At 70.1% G+C, this 14181-nt stretch carries 14 protein-coding genes; 8 read left to right on the forward strand and 6 right to left on the reverse strand.

What is annotated here, in order from left to right:
- Positions 1 to 178: 178 nt before the first annotated feature.
- Both MOTC310_RS13355 and MOTC310_RS13360 read right to left on the reverse strand, forming a co-directional pair.
- Positions 179 to 637 carry a response regulator gene (locus tag MOTC310_RS13355; RefSeq protein ID WP_331293420.1) on the reverse strand — a complete coding sequence of 153 codons (459 nt, stop codon included), beginning with the start codon at positions 635 to 637 and terminating at the stop codon, positions 179 to 181.
- Between the two features lie 7 nt (positions 638 to 644).
- On the reverse strand, positions 645 to 1112 hold the full coding sequence (locus MOTC310_RS13360) for a BLUF domain-containing protein (protein WP_331293419.1): 468 nt from the start codon (positions 1110 to 1112) through the stop codon (positions 645 to 647).
- 311 nt (positions 1113 to 1423) lie between these two features.
- Here MOTC310_RS13360 and MOTC310_RS13365 point away from each other — a divergent pair, with 311 nt between their 5' ends.
- From MOTC310_RS13365 to MOTC310_RS13385, 5 genes are all read left to right on the forward strand, one after another.
- The gene (locus tag MOTC310_RS13365; protein WP_331293418.1) at positions 1424 to 2809 is read left to right on the forward strand and encodes a flagellar hook protein FlgE; all 1386 of its coding nucleotides are present in this window, start codon (positions 1424 to 1426) and stop codon (positions 2807 to 2809) included.
- Positions 2810 to 2843: 34 nt separating this feature from the next.
- The gene (gene flgK, locus MOTC310_RS13370) at positions 2844 to 4727 is read left to right on the forward strand and encodes a flagellar hook-associated protein FlgK (RefSeq protein WP_331302101.1); all 1884 of its coding nucleotides are present in this window, start codon (positions 2844 to 2846) and stop codon (positions 4725 to 4727) included.
- Positions 4728 to 4729: 2 nt separating this feature from the next.
- Positions 4730 to 6328: a flagellin gene (locus MOTC310_RS13375; protein WP_331293416.1), complete on the forward strand. Its 1599-nt coding sequence runs from the start codon at positions 4730 to 4732 to the stop codon at positions 6326 to 6328.
- A gap of 149 nt (positions 6329 to 6477) precedes the next feature.
- Positions 6478 to 6738, forward strand: a complete 261-nt coding sequence (locus tag MOTC310_RS13380; RefSeq protein ID WP_331302102.1) for a hypothetical protein — start codon at positions 6478 to 6480, stop codon at positions 6736 to 6738.
- 1 nt (position 6739) lies between these two features.
- The gene (locus tag MOTC310_RS13385) at positions 6740 to 7063 is read left to right on the forward strand and encodes a porin family protein (protein ID WP_331293414.1); all 324 of its coding nucleotides are present in this window, start codon (positions 6740 to 6742) and stop codon (positions 7061 to 7063) included.
- 7 nt (positions 7064 to 7070) lie between these two features.
- Here MOTC310_RS13385 and MOTC310_RS13390 read toward each other — a convergent pair whose 3' ends face one another.
- From MOTC310_RS13390 to MOTC310_RS13400, 3 genes are read right to left on the reverse strand one after another with little or no spacing between them, the layout of a single operon-like run.
- Positions 7071 to 7544: a hypothetical protein gene (locus MOTC310_RS13390; protein WP_331302103.1), complete on the reverse strand. Its 474-nt coding sequence runs from the start codon at positions 7542 to 7544 to the stop codon at positions 7071 to 7073.
- Positions 7531 to 7890, reverse strand: a complete 360-nt coding sequence (locus tag MOTC310_RS13395; protein WP_331293412.1) for a rod-binding protein — start codon at positions 7888 to 7890, stop codon at positions 7531 to 7533. Before MOTC310_RS13395 ends, MOTC310_RS13390 begins: the two co-directional genes overlap by 14 nt.
- A 25-nt stretch (positions 7891 to 7915) precedes the next feature.
- Positions 7916 to 9052, reverse strand: coding sequence for a flagellar basal body P-ring protein FlgI (locus MOTC310_RS13400; protein WP_331302104.1), 1137 nt, complete (start codon positions 9050 to 9052; stop codon positions 7916 to 7918).
- Positions 9053 to 9293: 241 nt separating this feature from the next.
- Here MOTC310_RS13400 and MOTC310_RS13405 point away from each other — a divergent pair, with 241 nt between their 5' ends.
- Positions 9294 to 9722 (forward strand): flagellar assembly protein FliX, encoded by a 429-nt coding sequence (locus MOTC310_RS13405; protein ID WP_273561759.1) that lies wholly within the window; start codon positions 9294 to 9296, stop codon positions 9720 to 9722.
- Positions 9723 to 9757: 35 nt separating this feature from the next.
- On the opposite strand, the gene MOTC310_RS13410 is transcribed toward MOTC310_RS13405, so the two are convergent.
- Positions 9758 to 11254, reverse strand: coding sequence for an ATP-binding protein (locus tag MOTC310_RS13410; protein WP_331302105.1), 1497 nt, complete (start codon positions 11252 to 11254; stop codon positions 9758 to 9760).
- A gap of 156 nt (positions 11255 to 11410) precedes the next feature.
- On the opposite strand from MOTC310_RS13410, the gene MOTC310_RS13415 reads away from it, so the two are divergent.
- Positions 11411 to 12658: an Hsp70 family protein gene (locus tag MOTC310_RS13415; RefSeq protein ID WP_331302106.1), complete on the forward strand. Its 1248-nt coding sequence runs from the start codon at positions 11411 to 11413 to the stop codon at positions 12656 to 12658.
- A 149-nt stretch (positions 12659 to 12807) separates the two neighbouring features.
- Positions 12808 to 14181 carry an MBOAT family O-acyltransferase gene (locus MOTC310_RS13420; RefSeq protein WP_331302107.1) on the forward strand — a complete coding sequence of 458 codons (1374 nt, stop codon included), beginning with the start codon at positions 12808 to 12810 and terminating at the stop codon, positions 14179 to 14181.

Below are 14181 nucleotides of genomic sequence, written 5' to 3' on the forward strand. Positions count from 1 at the left end.
CCGTCCGAGGCGGCTGATCCAGCCCACGCCCTCATCCTGAGGTGCCCGCGCCAGCGGGCCTCGAAGGAGTGCTCCAGCGCGACGCGTGATTTCTGGAGACCTCCTTCGTGGCCTCCGCTTCGATCCGGCACCTCAGGATGAGGTGGAGGGTCGGAGCTCTGACGTCTCAGCGTTACCTTCAGAACTTCCCGAGCATCGGAAATTCCACGCTCAGGCTCGATTCGGACGCGATCGGCGCCTCGCGCTTGCGCGGCTTGCGGTTGAGGACCTGCTTCAGCTTGGTCTTCAGCACCGCCATGTCGAACGGCTTCAGGATGAAGGCGTCCGCGCCCGCCTGATGGGCGAGGTTGATGTCCTCGAAGTCGAAGGACGACTCGGTGAGCATGAAGGGCGTGTTCATCAGCGTGTCGTCGGCGCGGATCTCGCGCAGCAGGCTGAGCCCGTCCATCGGCTCCATGTCGAGGTCGGAGATCACCAGGGCGTAGCGGCGCTGCCGCATCCGCTCCAGCGCCTCGGGGGCGCTGGTGACGCCCTCCACGTCCGGGAAGCCGATGCGGGTCATCAGCATCACGATCAGCCGCAGGAGCTTCTCCTGATCGTCGACGATGAGAATCGGGGGCGTATCGCTCTCGGACATCGGCGACTCAGATGAAGAGGTGGTCGATGCCCTGACGGGACATCGCGTCGGATTGGAGCGACAGGCACAGCCCGTGGATCGCGGACGCCTTCGGCGTCCCGCGCTGGAGCATCGGCAGCAGGTTGGCCTTGGCGAACAGGGTGTCGTTGCCGACGGTCCGCTGCGCGCTCTTGAACGAGTGGACGAATTCCCGCTTGGCGATCTCGCGCCACTCGCTGATCTGAACGTCCCGGTGGCGGCTGTCGGCACTCACCCGGTCGAAAGTCTCGTGCACCGAGGAGCGCTCGCCCTCGATCACCTGGCAGGCGAAGTTGCCCTCGATGACCAGGAAGCTGGTGATCACCGCAAACTCGTTCTTCTTCTGAGCGGTCCGACCGATCTCGTTGATCTGCTCGGACCTCTTCGCCGGATCCGACGACAGGTTCAGGCGCGAGAAGTAGATGATGTGGACGAGGCTCGTTCGTTTCGCCCGCATGATCCCGAGATCCGAAATCCGTACCCGTTCAGCGCTTCCGGGCAGGACTCACCGCGCGTGGCCCCGGCCCGGCTTCATCTTCGCGCGTGTCGAATAACACCGCGTAAACGCGATCGGCGGGGCTTCCCGGCAGGATCCCGAACCCGTGCGAGCTCGACCCGGCAGGATCTGCCGGGCGCGTTGCGGCAACCGGCGAACCCTGCCGGGTCGGCGACGGCCGAGTCTTGATTGATCAAGGGCTTAGGCCTGGCACGCTGGTTGCGGCCGTTCAGGCCTGCGGGCCAGTGCGGCGCGCATCGGGATCGTTCGCCATGGATCTTTTCACCGCCCTGCAGACCTCGGTCTCCGGACTCCAGGCGCAGTCCTACGCCATCAGCAACATCTCCGGGAACATCGCGAACTCGCAGACGACCGGCTACAAGCGCATCGACACCAGCTTCGTCGACCTGATGTCCGAGAAGACCCCGGGTCGCGAGGTCGCGGGCTCGGTACTGCCCCAGTCGCAGCTCACCAACACGCTGGCCGGCAACGTCGTCTCGTCGAGCGTGCCCACCAACATGGCCATCAACGGCCAGGGCTTCTTCACCGTCGTGCAGAAGACCGGCGACGCGAACGGCGCCACCTCCTTCGGCGGCACGAGCCTGTACACGCGCCGGGGCGATTTTGCCCAGGATAAGGACGGCTACCTCGTCAACGGCGCCGGCGGGTACCTGACCGGGTCCAACCTCGATCCCATCACCGGCCAGACGACCAGCATCGGTCCGATCAAGATCGGCAACTCGGCGCTGCCGGCCCAGGCCACCACGACGATCACCTACGCCGCCAACTTGCCCTCGACACCGAGCACCTCGGCCTCGGCGACGTCGGGCTCCGATCTCTACAATCAGAATTCGGCGGCCGTCGTGACCTCCGGATCGGGGCAGACTGGCGTCAAGGTCGATTCGACCCAGACTGGCGCCGTCACGACCTTCATGAGCAACAGCATCGCCGGCCCGTCGCTGCCGGTCTACACGTCGACCGGCGCGCCGCTTACGCTGACGACCCGCTGGGCCAAGGTCCAGGACGCGACGACCACGCCGGCGCAGCCGGCCGTGTGGAACCTGTACTACTCGAGCAATCCGAGCGCGCTCACGACGTCCGACTGGAACAACGTGGGCACGGCCTTCACCTTCGACTCGACCGGCAAGCTCACCTCGCCCTCGACGAATCCGGTCCCGCTCGGGCCCATCACCATGGGCGACTACACGTTCCCCAGCCTGAGCATGAATCTCAGCGCCTCCGGCCTGACGCAGTATGCCGACACCACCGGCGCGGCGACGACCAACGCGCTCACGCAGAACGGCAACAGCTCCGGCACGCTGACGAGCGTGGCCGTCGGTCCGGACGGCAAGGTCAACGGCACCTTCTCCAACGGTTCGGTGGTGGCTCTCGCCTCGGTCGGTGTCGTCCAGTTCGCCAACGCGGACGGGCTGAAGGCCGATACGAACGGGAACTACCTTCAGACCGTCGATTCGGGGCCGCCGCTCGCGGGCCTCAACGGCAGCACGATCTCGGGGGCCAGCAACGAGCAATCCAACACCGACATTGCGAGCGAATTCTCTAAGATGATCGTAACCCAGCAGGCTTACTCTGCGAACACGCGCGTCATGTCGACGGCCCAGACGATGATGTCTGATCTGCTCAACGTGATCCGCTGAGTGAGGGTGCGATTCGAGCCGCGGAGGCCGTGACATGTCGCTGAATGCGATTTCCACCTCGGCCGCAGGCCTCGCCGCCACGCAGGCGGCGATCAACATCGTCTCGCAGAACGTCGCCAACGCTGGGACGGCGGGCTACGTCAAGCGCACGCTCTCGACGGTCGCCAACGGTCCGAACAATTCCGGTGTCGCCACCGGGCAGATCACCCGCAGCTTCGACGCCGCGGCGCTGAACCAGCTCCGGCTGGAGACCTCGGGCGCCGCCTATACGAGCACCAAGTCCGGCATCGCCACCCAGCTCGACGCCCTCTACGGCGTGCCCGGGAGTTTCACGTCTCTCGACGGGACGCTGAACACCTTCACCGAATCCCTCCAGGAGCTCGCCGCCAACCCGACCTCGGCGGCCGCCCGCACGACGGTGCTGGGCAATGCCTCGGCCGTCGCGAGCCTCATCAACAGCGCCGCCGGCACGGTTCAGAACCTGCGCACCGGCCTTGAGTCGCAGCTCGGCACCGACACGAGCGCGGCCAGCACCATCCTGTCCAACATCGCGAAGCTCAACGGCAAGATCCAGAACACCACCGACAGCACCTCGCTCACCGACCTCCAGGACCAGCGCGACCAGGCGATCAACAGCCTGTCGAGCTACATGGACGTGCAGACGGTCCCGCAGCGCGACGGGACGGTCTCGGTCATGACCCGTTCGGGCGTGACGCTGGTGGACCGCGGCAACGCCGCGACCCTGAGCTTCGACGGGCGCGGCGTGCTCAGCCCCACCGCGAGCTACGCGACCGATCCGGCGCAGCGGACGGTCGGGACCATAACGGCGACGCTGCCGGGCGGCGGCAAGATCGACCTCGGTGCGCCCGGCGTGCTGCGCTCCGGCAGCCTGGCCGCCGAGATCGAGATGCGCGACCAGACCCTGCCGCAGGCGCAGCGCCAGCTCGACGACCTCGCGGCCGGCCTCTCGACCGCGCTCACGAACACCGCGTCCACCGGGACGTATAGCGGAACCGACACGCAGATCAGCGTGTCGACCATGAAGCCCGGCAACACGATCACCTTCCCGGTCACCGACAACACCGGTGCGGTGCGCAACGTGACGCTGGTGGCGTCGGCGACCTCCAGCGGCACAATCGTGCCCGCCGCGCAGACCACAGATTCGAGCGGCCTCACCCTGACCTTCAACGCCAGCGGCGGTCCCAGCACCTACGCGGCGGCGATCCAGTCCGCCTTCAACACGTTCAACGCGTCCGGCAGCGCCTACAAGTTGCCGACCCTGTCGGCGACCCCGGTCTCCTCGACCGGCACCAGCGCGACGCTGACGCTGGGGGCGGCCGGCAAGGTCGCGGGCGCGGCGAGCGCCAGCGTCTCGGCCGTCTCGACGTCGGACCTGAATACCGGCAACCCGTCGCTGGCCATGTTCGTCGACGGCTCGGGCAACAAGCTCTACACCGGCTCGTTCGACGGCGGGTCGCAGCTCACCGGCTTCGCCCAGCGCATCACCGTCAACGGCGCCCTGTCGGGCAATACCGCCGCGCTGACGGCGACGAGCGCCACGGATACGAGCGCGTCCGGCGCTCGCGCCCAGAAGCTGTTCTCGGCGCTGACCTCGACCCAGCAGACCTTCTCATCATCGAGCGGGATCGGGGGCGTGTCGGCGCCCTACAGCGCCACCGTGATCGGCTTCGCGCAGGACATCGTCTCCACGCAGGGCGCAAACGCCTCGAACGCGTCGGCACTCGACGCCACCCAGCAGACGGCGCTCTCCACCGCGCAGAGCCGGTTCTCCGCCGGGGCGGGCGTCAACATCGACCAGGAGATGTCGAACCTGATCGCCCTGCAGACCGCGTACGGCGCCAACGCCCGGGTGCTCACCGCGGCCCGCGACATGCTCACCCAGCTGCTGCAGATCTGATCATGACGACGATCACGCCCTTCGCGGCCGGCTCGTACCTGACCACCCGCAACGCCTCGCAGCTCCAGGCGCTGAAGGGGCAGCTCAACGACCTGACCAACCAGCTCTCGAGCGGTCAGGTCTCGCAGACCTATGGCGGCCTCGGTTCCGGTCGGTCGACGGCCCTGTCCGCCCAGGCCACCCTGAGCGCGCTCACCGGCTACGCCGCCGGCATCACCGCCGCGCAGACCCGGACCAACCTCGCGGTCACGAGCCTGACGCAGGTGTCGACCCTCGGCACTTCCACCGGGACGATGCTCCAGAACGGCCTGCAGAGCGTGGCGGCGAACTCGGTCTCCGGGCGGTCCACGGCCCTGGCCAACCTGCAGACGGCGCTCGACACGCTCAACGAGTCGGCGGCCGGCAACTACCTGTTCGGCGGCAGCAACACCACGACCCAGCCGGTGGTCGATTCGAGCAAGATCCTCGACGGCACGACCGACGCGAGCGGCAACAAGCTCGACGGGCTCTCGACCCTGATCTCGCAGCGGGTCACCGCCGAGCTGGGCGCGGGGGGCAACGGCCGCCTGACGCAGACGCCGGCCAACCCGACCACGACCGTGCAGGTCACCGAGGAGACGAACAACGCGACGCGCGGGAAGTTCGGCTTCACGCTGGCAGGCGCGCCGACGACGACCGGTTCGGCGATCGGCGCGACCTACACGGCGGGCACGGCCACGAGCCCGGGCAACTTCAGCCTCAGCATGACGACGCAGCCGAGTGCCGGCGACACCGTGTCGTTCGCGCTGAAGATGGCGGACGGCACCTCGACGACGATCACGCTCACGGCCGCGACGAGCGCGGACCCGAAATCGATCACCAACTTCGCCATCGGCTCGAGCCCGGCCCAGACGATGGCGAACCTGTCGACGACGCTGAGCAACGCGCTCACCGGCGCGGCCAACAGCACGCTGGCGGTGAACGCCACGGCGGCGACCGCGTCGAACTTCTTCTCGGGCGCGGCGACGGGCGGCCCGTCGGGGTCCGGCGTGATGCCGCAACGCATCGTGTACGACGGGAGCAAGAACCCGATCGGCTACACCGCGGCTACGCCCCAGAACACGGTGCTCTGGTACCAGGGCGAGAACACCTACGATCCCTCTACGGGGAAGCCGACCTCGGCGATCGACACGCAGTCGGTCCAGGTGAGTGCGACCGGGAGCGTCGGAACGGGGGCCCGCGCCAACGATCCCACGGTCCAGAACGTGCTCGCCGGCCTGGCGACCATGGCCTTCGGCCTGCCCACCACGAACGACGCCAACACCTACAACACCTATCAGACAGTGGCGACGAAGGCCGGCGGCCTGCTCGCCTCCGTCAACCAGACCCCCAGCGTCCAGGACACGATCACGCAGCTGACCGTCGCGTCGACGCGGCTCTCGAATGCCAGCACGACCAACAAGGCCACCCAGAACACCGTCCAGAACACCCTCGACGGGATCGAGCAGATCTCCCCCGAGGAGGTCATCACCAAGCTGCTCGACGTGCAGAACCGGCTCCAGGCCAGCTATCAGGTCACCGCGACGCTCTCGAAGCTCTCGCTCGTGAACTACATCGGCTGAGTCGAGGGCGGCGACCGGACGCGGCGCGTGTGACGTTTAAAAATGGGTTTGTCACCGGTCGGATTCACCATAGTCTTGCCGCTTTCCGGGAATGAAGCGCAGCGTGCGGACGCGCTGGCGCGCCGTCATTCGATTGAGGAGAGGTCGGCATGGCGCTGTCCGGACCCATCGAACTCGTTCTCCGCCTGGGAGCCGCCCCGCGCATCGGCGCGATCGTCCTGGTGGAGCAGGCCGTCGACACCTATCTCGCGGGCTACGCGTATCCCGACGAGCGCGCCGTAGCCCTCGACATCCTGCTGCGCGATCTCGCCCGCATGCGCATCCACGAGCCCGATCTCGACGGGTTCATCGGCGAGGTCGAGCTCTACATCGACCTTCTTCATCGGGATCTCGCCCGCCAGGCCGCCTGAGATGCGCGGCCGCCTCCGGATCTGCGCCGCCCTCGCGGCGATCCTGACCTGCGCGGGGCCGGCCGCGGCCCTCGACCTCCGGGATCTGCCGGTGATCCCGGGTCCGGTGCCGTGCCCGTCCAAGGGGCAGGGCTTCGTGCGCCTGCCGGGGAGCGACAGCTGCGTCCGTGTCTCGGGCCGCGTCGTCGCGGGTGCGGATGTCGGCACGGTCCACGGCGTCGCGGCGGCGCCCGCTGTCGCCGGCCGCATCGCGATCGACAACCGCGCCGACACCGATCTCGGCGAGGTGCGGACCTATGTCCGGATCGGCGCCGGTCGCCGGTGAGGCCGGCTCAGAGGTTGCGCGAGAGGACCAGCGGCCCGCTGCGCACGCCCCGGCCGTAGGGGGAGGGCGACGGGGCCTGCCGACCGTAGCCGGACGGGAGCTGCGCCCGGCCGATATCCTCCGCCAGAGTCTTGATCAGCCCTTCCGAGACGGTCTTGGCGCTGGCGAGCACCGTCTGGTTCGCCTCCACGGCCGCGGTGAAGCGGCGATGCGCCGTGCGCAGCGCCTCGATCCCGTCGGGGTGGAAGCGCTTCAGCGCGACGGCGTTCGCCTTCGCCACCTCCAGGCCCTGCATGTAGGCGGCCGCCAGCGCGGCCTTCGGCTCGGCCGCGGCGACGCCCTCCTGCAGCCGCCCGTCCCGGACGTAGGCGGCCTCCTCGGCGAGCACGGCCTCCAGGGCGACCATGTTGCCGAGCACGCCCGCCACCAGGGCCTCGGCGGTGACCCGGTCCCCGACGCGCAGCGGTTCAGCCCTTTGCATTGGTCGCTCCATCGCTCGCGGCACCCTGCAGCTTCATGATCTCACGGAAAACCGAATCGGCGATGCCGACGCCGCCACTCTTCACGATCTGCTTCGCGTATTCCTTGGTCAGCATCGAGCGATAGACGCCGCCGCCGGTCCCGTTCTCGCCCAGCGGTCCATCGGTGCCCTCCGACTGGGTCAGCCGGTCGAGGCTGTTCTCCAAAAACATCGATTCGAACTCGGTCGCCGTCTTCAGCGCCTTGGCCTTGTTGGCGGTCTTGAGGATCCCGTCGACGGCGCTCCCGGCGACCGAGGTCCCGACGCTGGCGGCGGCGCTGGCCGCGAGACTGGCGAGTTGCAGCATGGATCGTCCCTTCGCGTCCGGTCGGTCACATCAGCTCGATATCGGCCTGGAGCGCGCCCGCGGCCTTGATCGCCTGGAGGATCGAGATCAGATCCCGCGGGCCGACGCCCAGCGCGTTGAGGCCGTCGACCAGCTCGCGCAGGCTGACGCCCTCCTTCACCAGGGCGAGCTTGTTGCCGTCCCCGGTATCGACCTTCACGCCCGTCCGCGGCACCACGACGGTGCGCCCGTTGGAGAGCGGCGCCGGCTGGCTGACCTGCGGCTGCTCGGTGATGGTGACGGTGAGGTTGCCCTGCGCGATCGCCACCGTCGAGACGCGCACGTCGCGGCCCATGACGATGATCCCGGAGCGCTCGTCGACCACGACGCGAGCGGTCTGATCGGGCTCGACCTTCAGCTGCTCCACCTCGGTGATAAGGCGGATCATGTTGCCGTTGTAGCGGGTCGGGATCTGGATCGTGACGGTGGCCGGGTCGGTGGGCTCGGCGGTGTCGGCGCCCATGAAGTCGTTGATCGCGGCGGCGATCCGCTTAGAGGTAGTGAAGTCGGGATTGCGCAGGGACAGCCGGAGCGAGCGCGCGTCGTTCAGCTTGAAGGCGATCTCGCGCTCGATATTGGCGCCGTTCGAGATCCGGCCGTTGGTCGGCACGCCCCGGGTGATCTTGGCGGCGTCGCCCTCGGCGGAGAAGCCCGCGATCGCCACCGAGCCCTGCGCCAGGGCGTAGACCTCGCCGTCGGCGCCCAGCAGCGGCGTCACCAGCAGGGTTCCGCCCTGGAGGGACTTGGCGTCGCCCAGCGACGAGACCGTCACGTCGATCCGGGTACCCTGCGCGGCGAAGGGCGGCAGGCTCGCGGTCACCATCACGGCGGCGAGGTTCTGCGTGCGCATCGTGGCGCCGCGGGTGTTGACGCCGAGGCGCTCCAGCATCGCCTGGAGGGACTGCTTGGTGAACGGGATGTTGTTCAGCGTGTCGCCGGTGCCGTTGAGGCCGACCACGATGCCGTAGCCGACGAGCTGGTTCTGGCGGACACCCTCGATGGAGGCGAGATCCTTGACGCGCGACAGGGCGAGCGCCGGTACGGGCAGGGCGGCGAGCAGCAGGGCGCCCGTGAGGGCCGCCAGGAGAGACCGGAGAGGACTGAACGCGTGACGCGGGCGCATGCCGTGTTTTCGACCGTGACGGACCTGACGCCATCCTGCCAGGGTCGTGCCAGTCGCTCGATCCGCGCAAGCTGTTGAAGAGAAGGGATTCTTTTCGAAGTGTTCCCGCCCGCGCGCGCCGCGGCACCGGCACCGAACCTGCCGACCCGGCAGCTTCTGCCGCCTTGTTTACCCGCGCTTAACCCTGGCGGCGGATTTTCCGGTTCTGCGCGGGGGCGCTTGGAGCAACGCGAACCGGATCATGCGTGTCGAGACTCGCCAGCCGATCCAGAGCGCCGGCGGTGTCGCGTCCGCCCGGAAGCCCGAGGGCGGCGCAGCCTTCAGCCTCGGCGCGGCCCCGTCGTCGCCGACTTCGGCCGGCGCGCCGGCCGCCGCCGCGACGCTCGCCGGGCTCGACGCGGTCCTGCTTCTCCAGGCCGAGGCCGACACGCCCCAGGAGCGGCGCCGGCGCTCCGCCCAGCGCGGCCAGGACCTGCTCGACGGCCTCGACCGGCTGAAGGCGGCACTGCTCGGCGGCCGCGTCGCGCCGCAGGATCTGCGCGCCATCGCCGGCCGCCTGAACGAGCGCGCCGGCCTCTCGGGGGATCCGCGGCTCGACGGTCTCATGGCCGAGATCGAGCTGCGGGCCGCGGTGGAGCTCGCCAAGCTGGAGATGGCCCGGGGCGTCTGACCGGGCACCCGGCACCATCCCGGTGCCCGATCCCGCTACACCACCCGCCGCTTCGGACCCGTCGGCAGCATCTGCGGCTCGCCCGGTCCGGTCTCGACGCCGAGATCCGGCACCGCGATGATCGGCGCGCCGCGCAGGTCCTTGCGGGTGACGATCGCGCCGCGCTCCTCGAGATAGGCCAGCATCCGCCGCGCCCGGCCGCCCGAGCTGGTGCCGTAGGCCTCGGCCAGCACGGTGTCGGTCGGGCAGGGCGCGCCCTCGATGGCGGCCCGCGCGACCACGAGGAACAGCCCGGCGAGGTCGTCCGGCAGGCCGGCCGCGATGGCCTGGGCCTGCTCCCAGCCGGAATTGTCCGCGACGGCGCCGCCAGCCTCGGCCCGCGCCACGGCGAGCCGCCGCTTGAACTCGGGCAGGCCCATCGTGTCGCCGCGCAGGCGTCGGATGCGGCAGCGGACCGTGAAGTCCTGATAGAGCGTCGCGGGGGTGCAGGCGGCGGCGTCGGCATCCGCCAGCACGGAGGCCAGCACCTCGGCGAGCGCCGCCTCGCGGGCCTCCGGATCCATCGGCTCCTCCTCCGGCTCCTCGGCCGGCGCCGGCGGACGGTAATTGGCGAGCTGGACGAGGACGTCGGGTGCCGGCGTGGAGCGCGGCTTCGGCCGCGGTGCCAGCGGCGCGACGGTCTCCTGCGGGCTCGCCGTGAGGATCAGCGCGCGGGCATCCTCCAGCGCGTCCGGCAGGGGAACGAGGACCGGCGAGGAACTCCGGCTCACGGTCTGGGTCGGCCCGACCGCGATGGTGAGCGGGCGCCGCGACAGGGCCGGGCCCAGGGCCACGAAATGCCCGCGCGGCAGGTCGCGGAACGTCTCGGCCTGCCGGCGCTCCAGGCCGAGGAGGTCGGCGGCGCGCGCCATGTCGATGTCGAGGAAGGTCCGGCCCATCAGGAAATTGGAGGCCTCGGCCGCGACGTTCTTGGCGAGCTTGGCGAGGCGCTGCGTGGCGATGATGCCGGCGAGGCCGCGCTTGCGGCCGCGGCACATCAGGTTGGTCATCGCGCCGAGCGACAGGCGCCTGGCCTCGTCCGAAACCTCGCCGGCGGCCGCGGGCGCGAAGAGCTGCGCCTCGTCCACCGCCACCAGCATCGGGTACCAGTGGTCGCGGTCGGCGTCGAACAGCCCGCCCAGGAAGGCGGCAGCGGCCCGCATCTGGCCGTCGGCGTCGAGGTTCTCCAGCGACAGCACGACCGAGACCCGGTGCGTCCGCACCCGCGCGGCGATGCGCTGCAGCGCGGCATCGTCGCCGTCGGCCTCGACCACCACGTGGCCGTAGCGGTCGGCGAGGCTGGCGAAATCGCCCTCCGGGTCGATGATCGCCTGCTGCACGAGGCCGGCGCTCTGCTCCAGCAGCCGCCGCAGCAGGTGCGATTTGCCGGACCCGGAATTGCCCTGGACCAGGAGCCGCGTGGCGAGCAGTTCGGTGAGGTCGAGGAGCGCGGGGCGCTCGCCGGTCAGGCCGAGATCGATGTCGGAACGCATAGGGCCTCATAGCACGGCCCCCGCGGGTCCGGATGTGCCGCCGGCGCGCTGTCCACGCTTCCCGCCATACCAGCCGTGCCGAGCACGGCCTGGACCGGGATGCCGCGGCCCTGTACGGGCACCGGCCCCCCAGAGAAAACTCGGATCCACGACACGATGGCGGCCTGCGGCCTCGATTTCGGCACGTCGAACACGACCCTCGGGCATGACGGCCCGGACGGTCCGACGCTGCTGCCCCTGGAGGGCGCGCACCGGACCATCCCGAGCGCGATCTTCTTCGAGCTCGGCCGGGAGCCGATCATCGGCCGGGCCGCCACGGCGGCCTACGTCGAGGGCCGGTCCGGCCGCCTGATGCGCGGCCTGAAATCGGTCCTCGGCACGCCGCTCATGGAGGAGGCGACCCCGGTCGGCCGCCAGCGGCTGCGCCTGCGCGACGTCATCGCCCGATATCTCACCGTCGTGAAGGCGCGGGCCGAGGCCGCCTGCGGCCAGAGCCTCGACAGCGTGGTCCACGGCCGTCCCGTCCACTTCGTCGACGGTGACCCGGAGGCGGATCGCCGCGCGGAGGACACGCTGCGCGACATCGCCCGCGACGTCGGCTTCCGGGAGGTCTCGTTCCAGTACGAGCCGATCGCCGCGGCCCTCGACTACGAGCGGCAGGTCCGCGCGGAGGAGATCGCCCTCGTCGCCGATATCGGCGGCGGCACCTCGGATTTCTCGCTCGTGCGCCTCGCGCCGGAGCGCAGGGGGCGGCCGGACCGGGCCGGCGACATCCTGGCCAATGACGGCGTGCGGATCGGCGGCACCGATTTCGACCGCCAGCTCAGCCTCGGCACCGTGATGCCGCTGCTCGGCCTTGGAAGCCCGATGCGCCGCGGCGATCTCGCGGTGCCGAACGCCTACTACCACGACCTCGCCACGTGGTCGGCGATTAACCGCCTCTACAATCAGAAGACCCTGCGCGAGATCGACGAGGTGATCCGCGACGGCGCCCGGCCCGACCTGCTCGCGCGGCTGCGCGAGGCCGTGGAGGGCGAGCGCGGTCACGCCCTTGCCGGAGCCGTGGAGGGGGCCAAGATCGCGGCCTCCGAGCAGGACGCGACGGTGCTCGACCTCGGACTCCTGGAGCCCGGGCTCGCGGTCCCGGTGGATCGCGCCTCCCTGTCGGCGCAGACCGGCGACCTCGCCCGGGCCGTGGCGGCCCGGATCGCGCGCTGCCTCGCGCAGGCGGACCTGACGGCCGACCGGGTCGATGCCCTGTTCCTCACCGGCGGCTCGACCGGCCTGCCGCACCTGCGCGCCGCGCTGACGGCCGCGCTGCCATCCGCCCGGGTGGTGGAGGGCGACACGTTCGGCTCGGTCGGGCTGGGCCTGACCATCGAGGCGGCCCGGCGCGGGGCCTGAGGCCGCGCGCGGCGCCTGCCGGGGCCACCGCGGGATCGCCCTGCACGCGGCGCGGCGATTGACGGGCCGGCCCCCATCCCCGACAAGGCCGTCCCTCCCGCTCGGAGACAACGGCGGCCCATCCGGGCTCCTCCGCGCCGCCTCGCCCGATGCTGTTCAACTCCTTCGTCTTCCTCCTCGCCTTCCTGCCGACCGCGCTGATCCTGCACGCGCTTGTGGCGCGCGCCGCACCGGCGTGGCGGCTGCCGCTCCTCGTCGGCCTGTCCTTCGTCTTCTACGGCTGGTGGGATATCCGATTCGTGCCGCTGCTCGCCGGGTCGATCCTGGCGAACTGGTGCGTGGCCCGGGCCTATCGTCGGTGGCCGGGCCGCTGGCTGATCCCGGCGGCGATCACCGCCAACCTCGCGCTGCTCGGCGTGTTCAAGTACCTCGACTTCGCGGCCGACCTCGCCAACCTGATCCCGGGCCTGGAGGCGCAGCGCCTCGGCCTCGCCCTGCCGCTCGGCATCTCGTTCTTCACCTTCCACCACATCATGTATCTCGCCGACCTGCGGGCCGGCCGGGCGCCGGGCTTCGGGCTCGTGAAATACGCCCTCTACATCGCCTTCTTCCCGCAGGTTCTCGCCGGCCCACTCGTGCGCTGGAGCGAGATCATGCACCAGTTCGACGAGGCGCCCTACGCGCGGCCCGACGCCGCCGAGCGCTTCGCGCGCGGGCTGATGCTGCTGACGGTCGGCCTCGCCAAGAAGGTGTTCCTCGGTGACCCACTCGCCGAGTACGTAAATCCGGTCTTCCAGGCCGCCGCCGCCGGCAAGGCGGTCACGGTGGTGGAGGCTTGGCAGGCGACGCTGGGCTTCACCTTCCAGATCTATTTCGACTTCTCCGGCTACACCGACATGGCGCTCGGCATCGCGCTGCTGTTCGGCCTCGTCCTGCCGCAGAATTTCGACGTCCCCTACCGCGCCACGTCGCTGCAGGATTTCTGGCGGCGCTGGCACATGACCCTGTCGCGGTTCCTGCGCGACTACCTCTACATCCCGATGGGCGGAAGCCGCCGCGGGCTGCCGCGGCAGGTCGGGGCGCTCGTCGCCACGATGACGCTCGGCGGCCTCTGGCACGGGGCGGGCCTGACCTTCCTCGCCTGGGGGGCGCTCCACGGGATCGGCCTCGGAGCCGGGGTCCTGGCGCGCCGCGCCCGGGTCGCGATCCCCGCGCCGCTCGGCTGGGCGCTCACCAGCCTGTTCGTCGTGCTGACCTGGGTGCTGTTCCGGGCGACGAGCTTCGATGCGGCCCTCGTGATCTTCAAGGGGCTGTTCGGGCTGGCGCCCAGGGGCTCCGGCTTCAAGTGGCGCACGATCGCCATCGCCGCCCTGGTCGCCACGGTCGGGCCCACCGCCTGGAACGCGGTGCACCGCCTGCCGCCGCGGCGGCTCCTCGCCTTCGGCTTCGCGCTGCTGTTCGTGCTCGTCCTTCTCAAGATCGGCGACGATGCGAACTACGAGTTCATCTATTTCCAGTTCTGA

The sequence above is a fragment of the Methylobacterium oryzae genome (genome assembly GCF_036441375.1).
Classification (GTDB): domain Bacteria; phylum Pseudomonadota; class Alphaproteobacteria; order Rhizobiales; family Beijerinckiaceae; genus Methylobacterium; species Methylobacterium oryzae_A.

What these genes read in the sequence shown, in the direction of transcription:
- MOTC310_RS13355 (WP_331293420.1), bottom strand. Translation starts at nt 637, where the DNA reads ATGTCCGAGAGCGATACGCCCCCGATTCTCATCGTCGACGATCAGGAG.
- MOTC310_RS13360 (WP_331293419.1), bottom strand. Translation starts at nt 1,112, where the DNA reads ATGCGGGCGAAACGAACGAGCCTCGTCCACATCATCTACTTCTCGCGC.
- MOTC310_RS13365 (WP_331293418.1), top strand. Translation starts at nt 1,424, where the DNA reads ATGGATCTTTTCACCGCCCTGCAGACCTCGGTCTCCGGACTCCAGGCG.
- flgK (WP_331302101.1), top strand. Translation starts at nt 2,844, where the DNA reads ATGTCGCTGAATGCGATTTCCACCTCGGCCGCAGGCCTCGCCGCCACG.
- MOTC310_RS13375 (WP_331293416.1), top strand. Translation starts at nt 4,730, where the DNA reads ATGACGACGATCACGCCCTTCGCGGCCGGCTCGTACCTGACCACCCGC.
- MOTC310_RS13380 (WP_331302102.1), top strand. Translation starts at nt 6,478, where the DNA reads ATGGCGCTGTCCGGACCCATCGAACTCGTTCTCCGCCTGGGAGCCGCC.
- MOTC310_RS13385 (WP_331293414.1), top strand. Translation starts at nt 6,740, where the DNA reads ATGCGCGGCCGCCTCCGGATCTGCGCCGCCCTCGCGGCGATCCTGACC.
- MOTC310_RS13390 (WP_331302103.1), bottom strand. Translation starts at nt 7,544, where the DNA reads ATGCAAAGGGCTGAACCGCTGCGCGTCGGGGACCGGGTCACCGCCGAG.
- MOTC310_RS13395 (WP_331293412.1), bottom strand. Translation starts at nt 7,890, where the DNA reads ATGCTGCAACTCGCCAGTCTCGCGGCCAGCGCCGCCGCCAGCGTCGGG.
- MOTC310_RS13400 (WP_331302104.1), bottom strand. Translation starts at nt 9,052, where the DNA reads ATGCGCCCGCGTCACGCGTTCAGTCCTCTCCGGTCTCTCCTGGCGGCC.
- MOTC310_RS13405 (WP_273561759.1), top strand. Translation starts at nt 9,294, where the DNA reads ATGCGTGTCGAGACTCGCCAGCCGATCCAGAGCGCCGGCGGTGTCGCG.
- MOTC310_RS13410 (WP_331302105.1), bottom strand. Translation starts at nt 11,254, where the DNA reads ATGCGTTCCGACATCGATCTCGGCCTGACCGGCGAGCGCCCCGCGCTC.
- MOTC310_RS13415 (WP_331302106.1), top strand. Translation starts at nt 11,411, where the DNA reads ATGGCGGCCTGCGGCCTCGATTTCGGCACGTCGAACACGACCCTCGGG.
- MOTC310_RS13420 (WP_331302107.1), top strand. Translation starts at nt 12,808, where the DNA reads ATGCTGTTCAACTCCTTCGTCTTCCTCCTCGCCTTCCTGCCGACCGCG.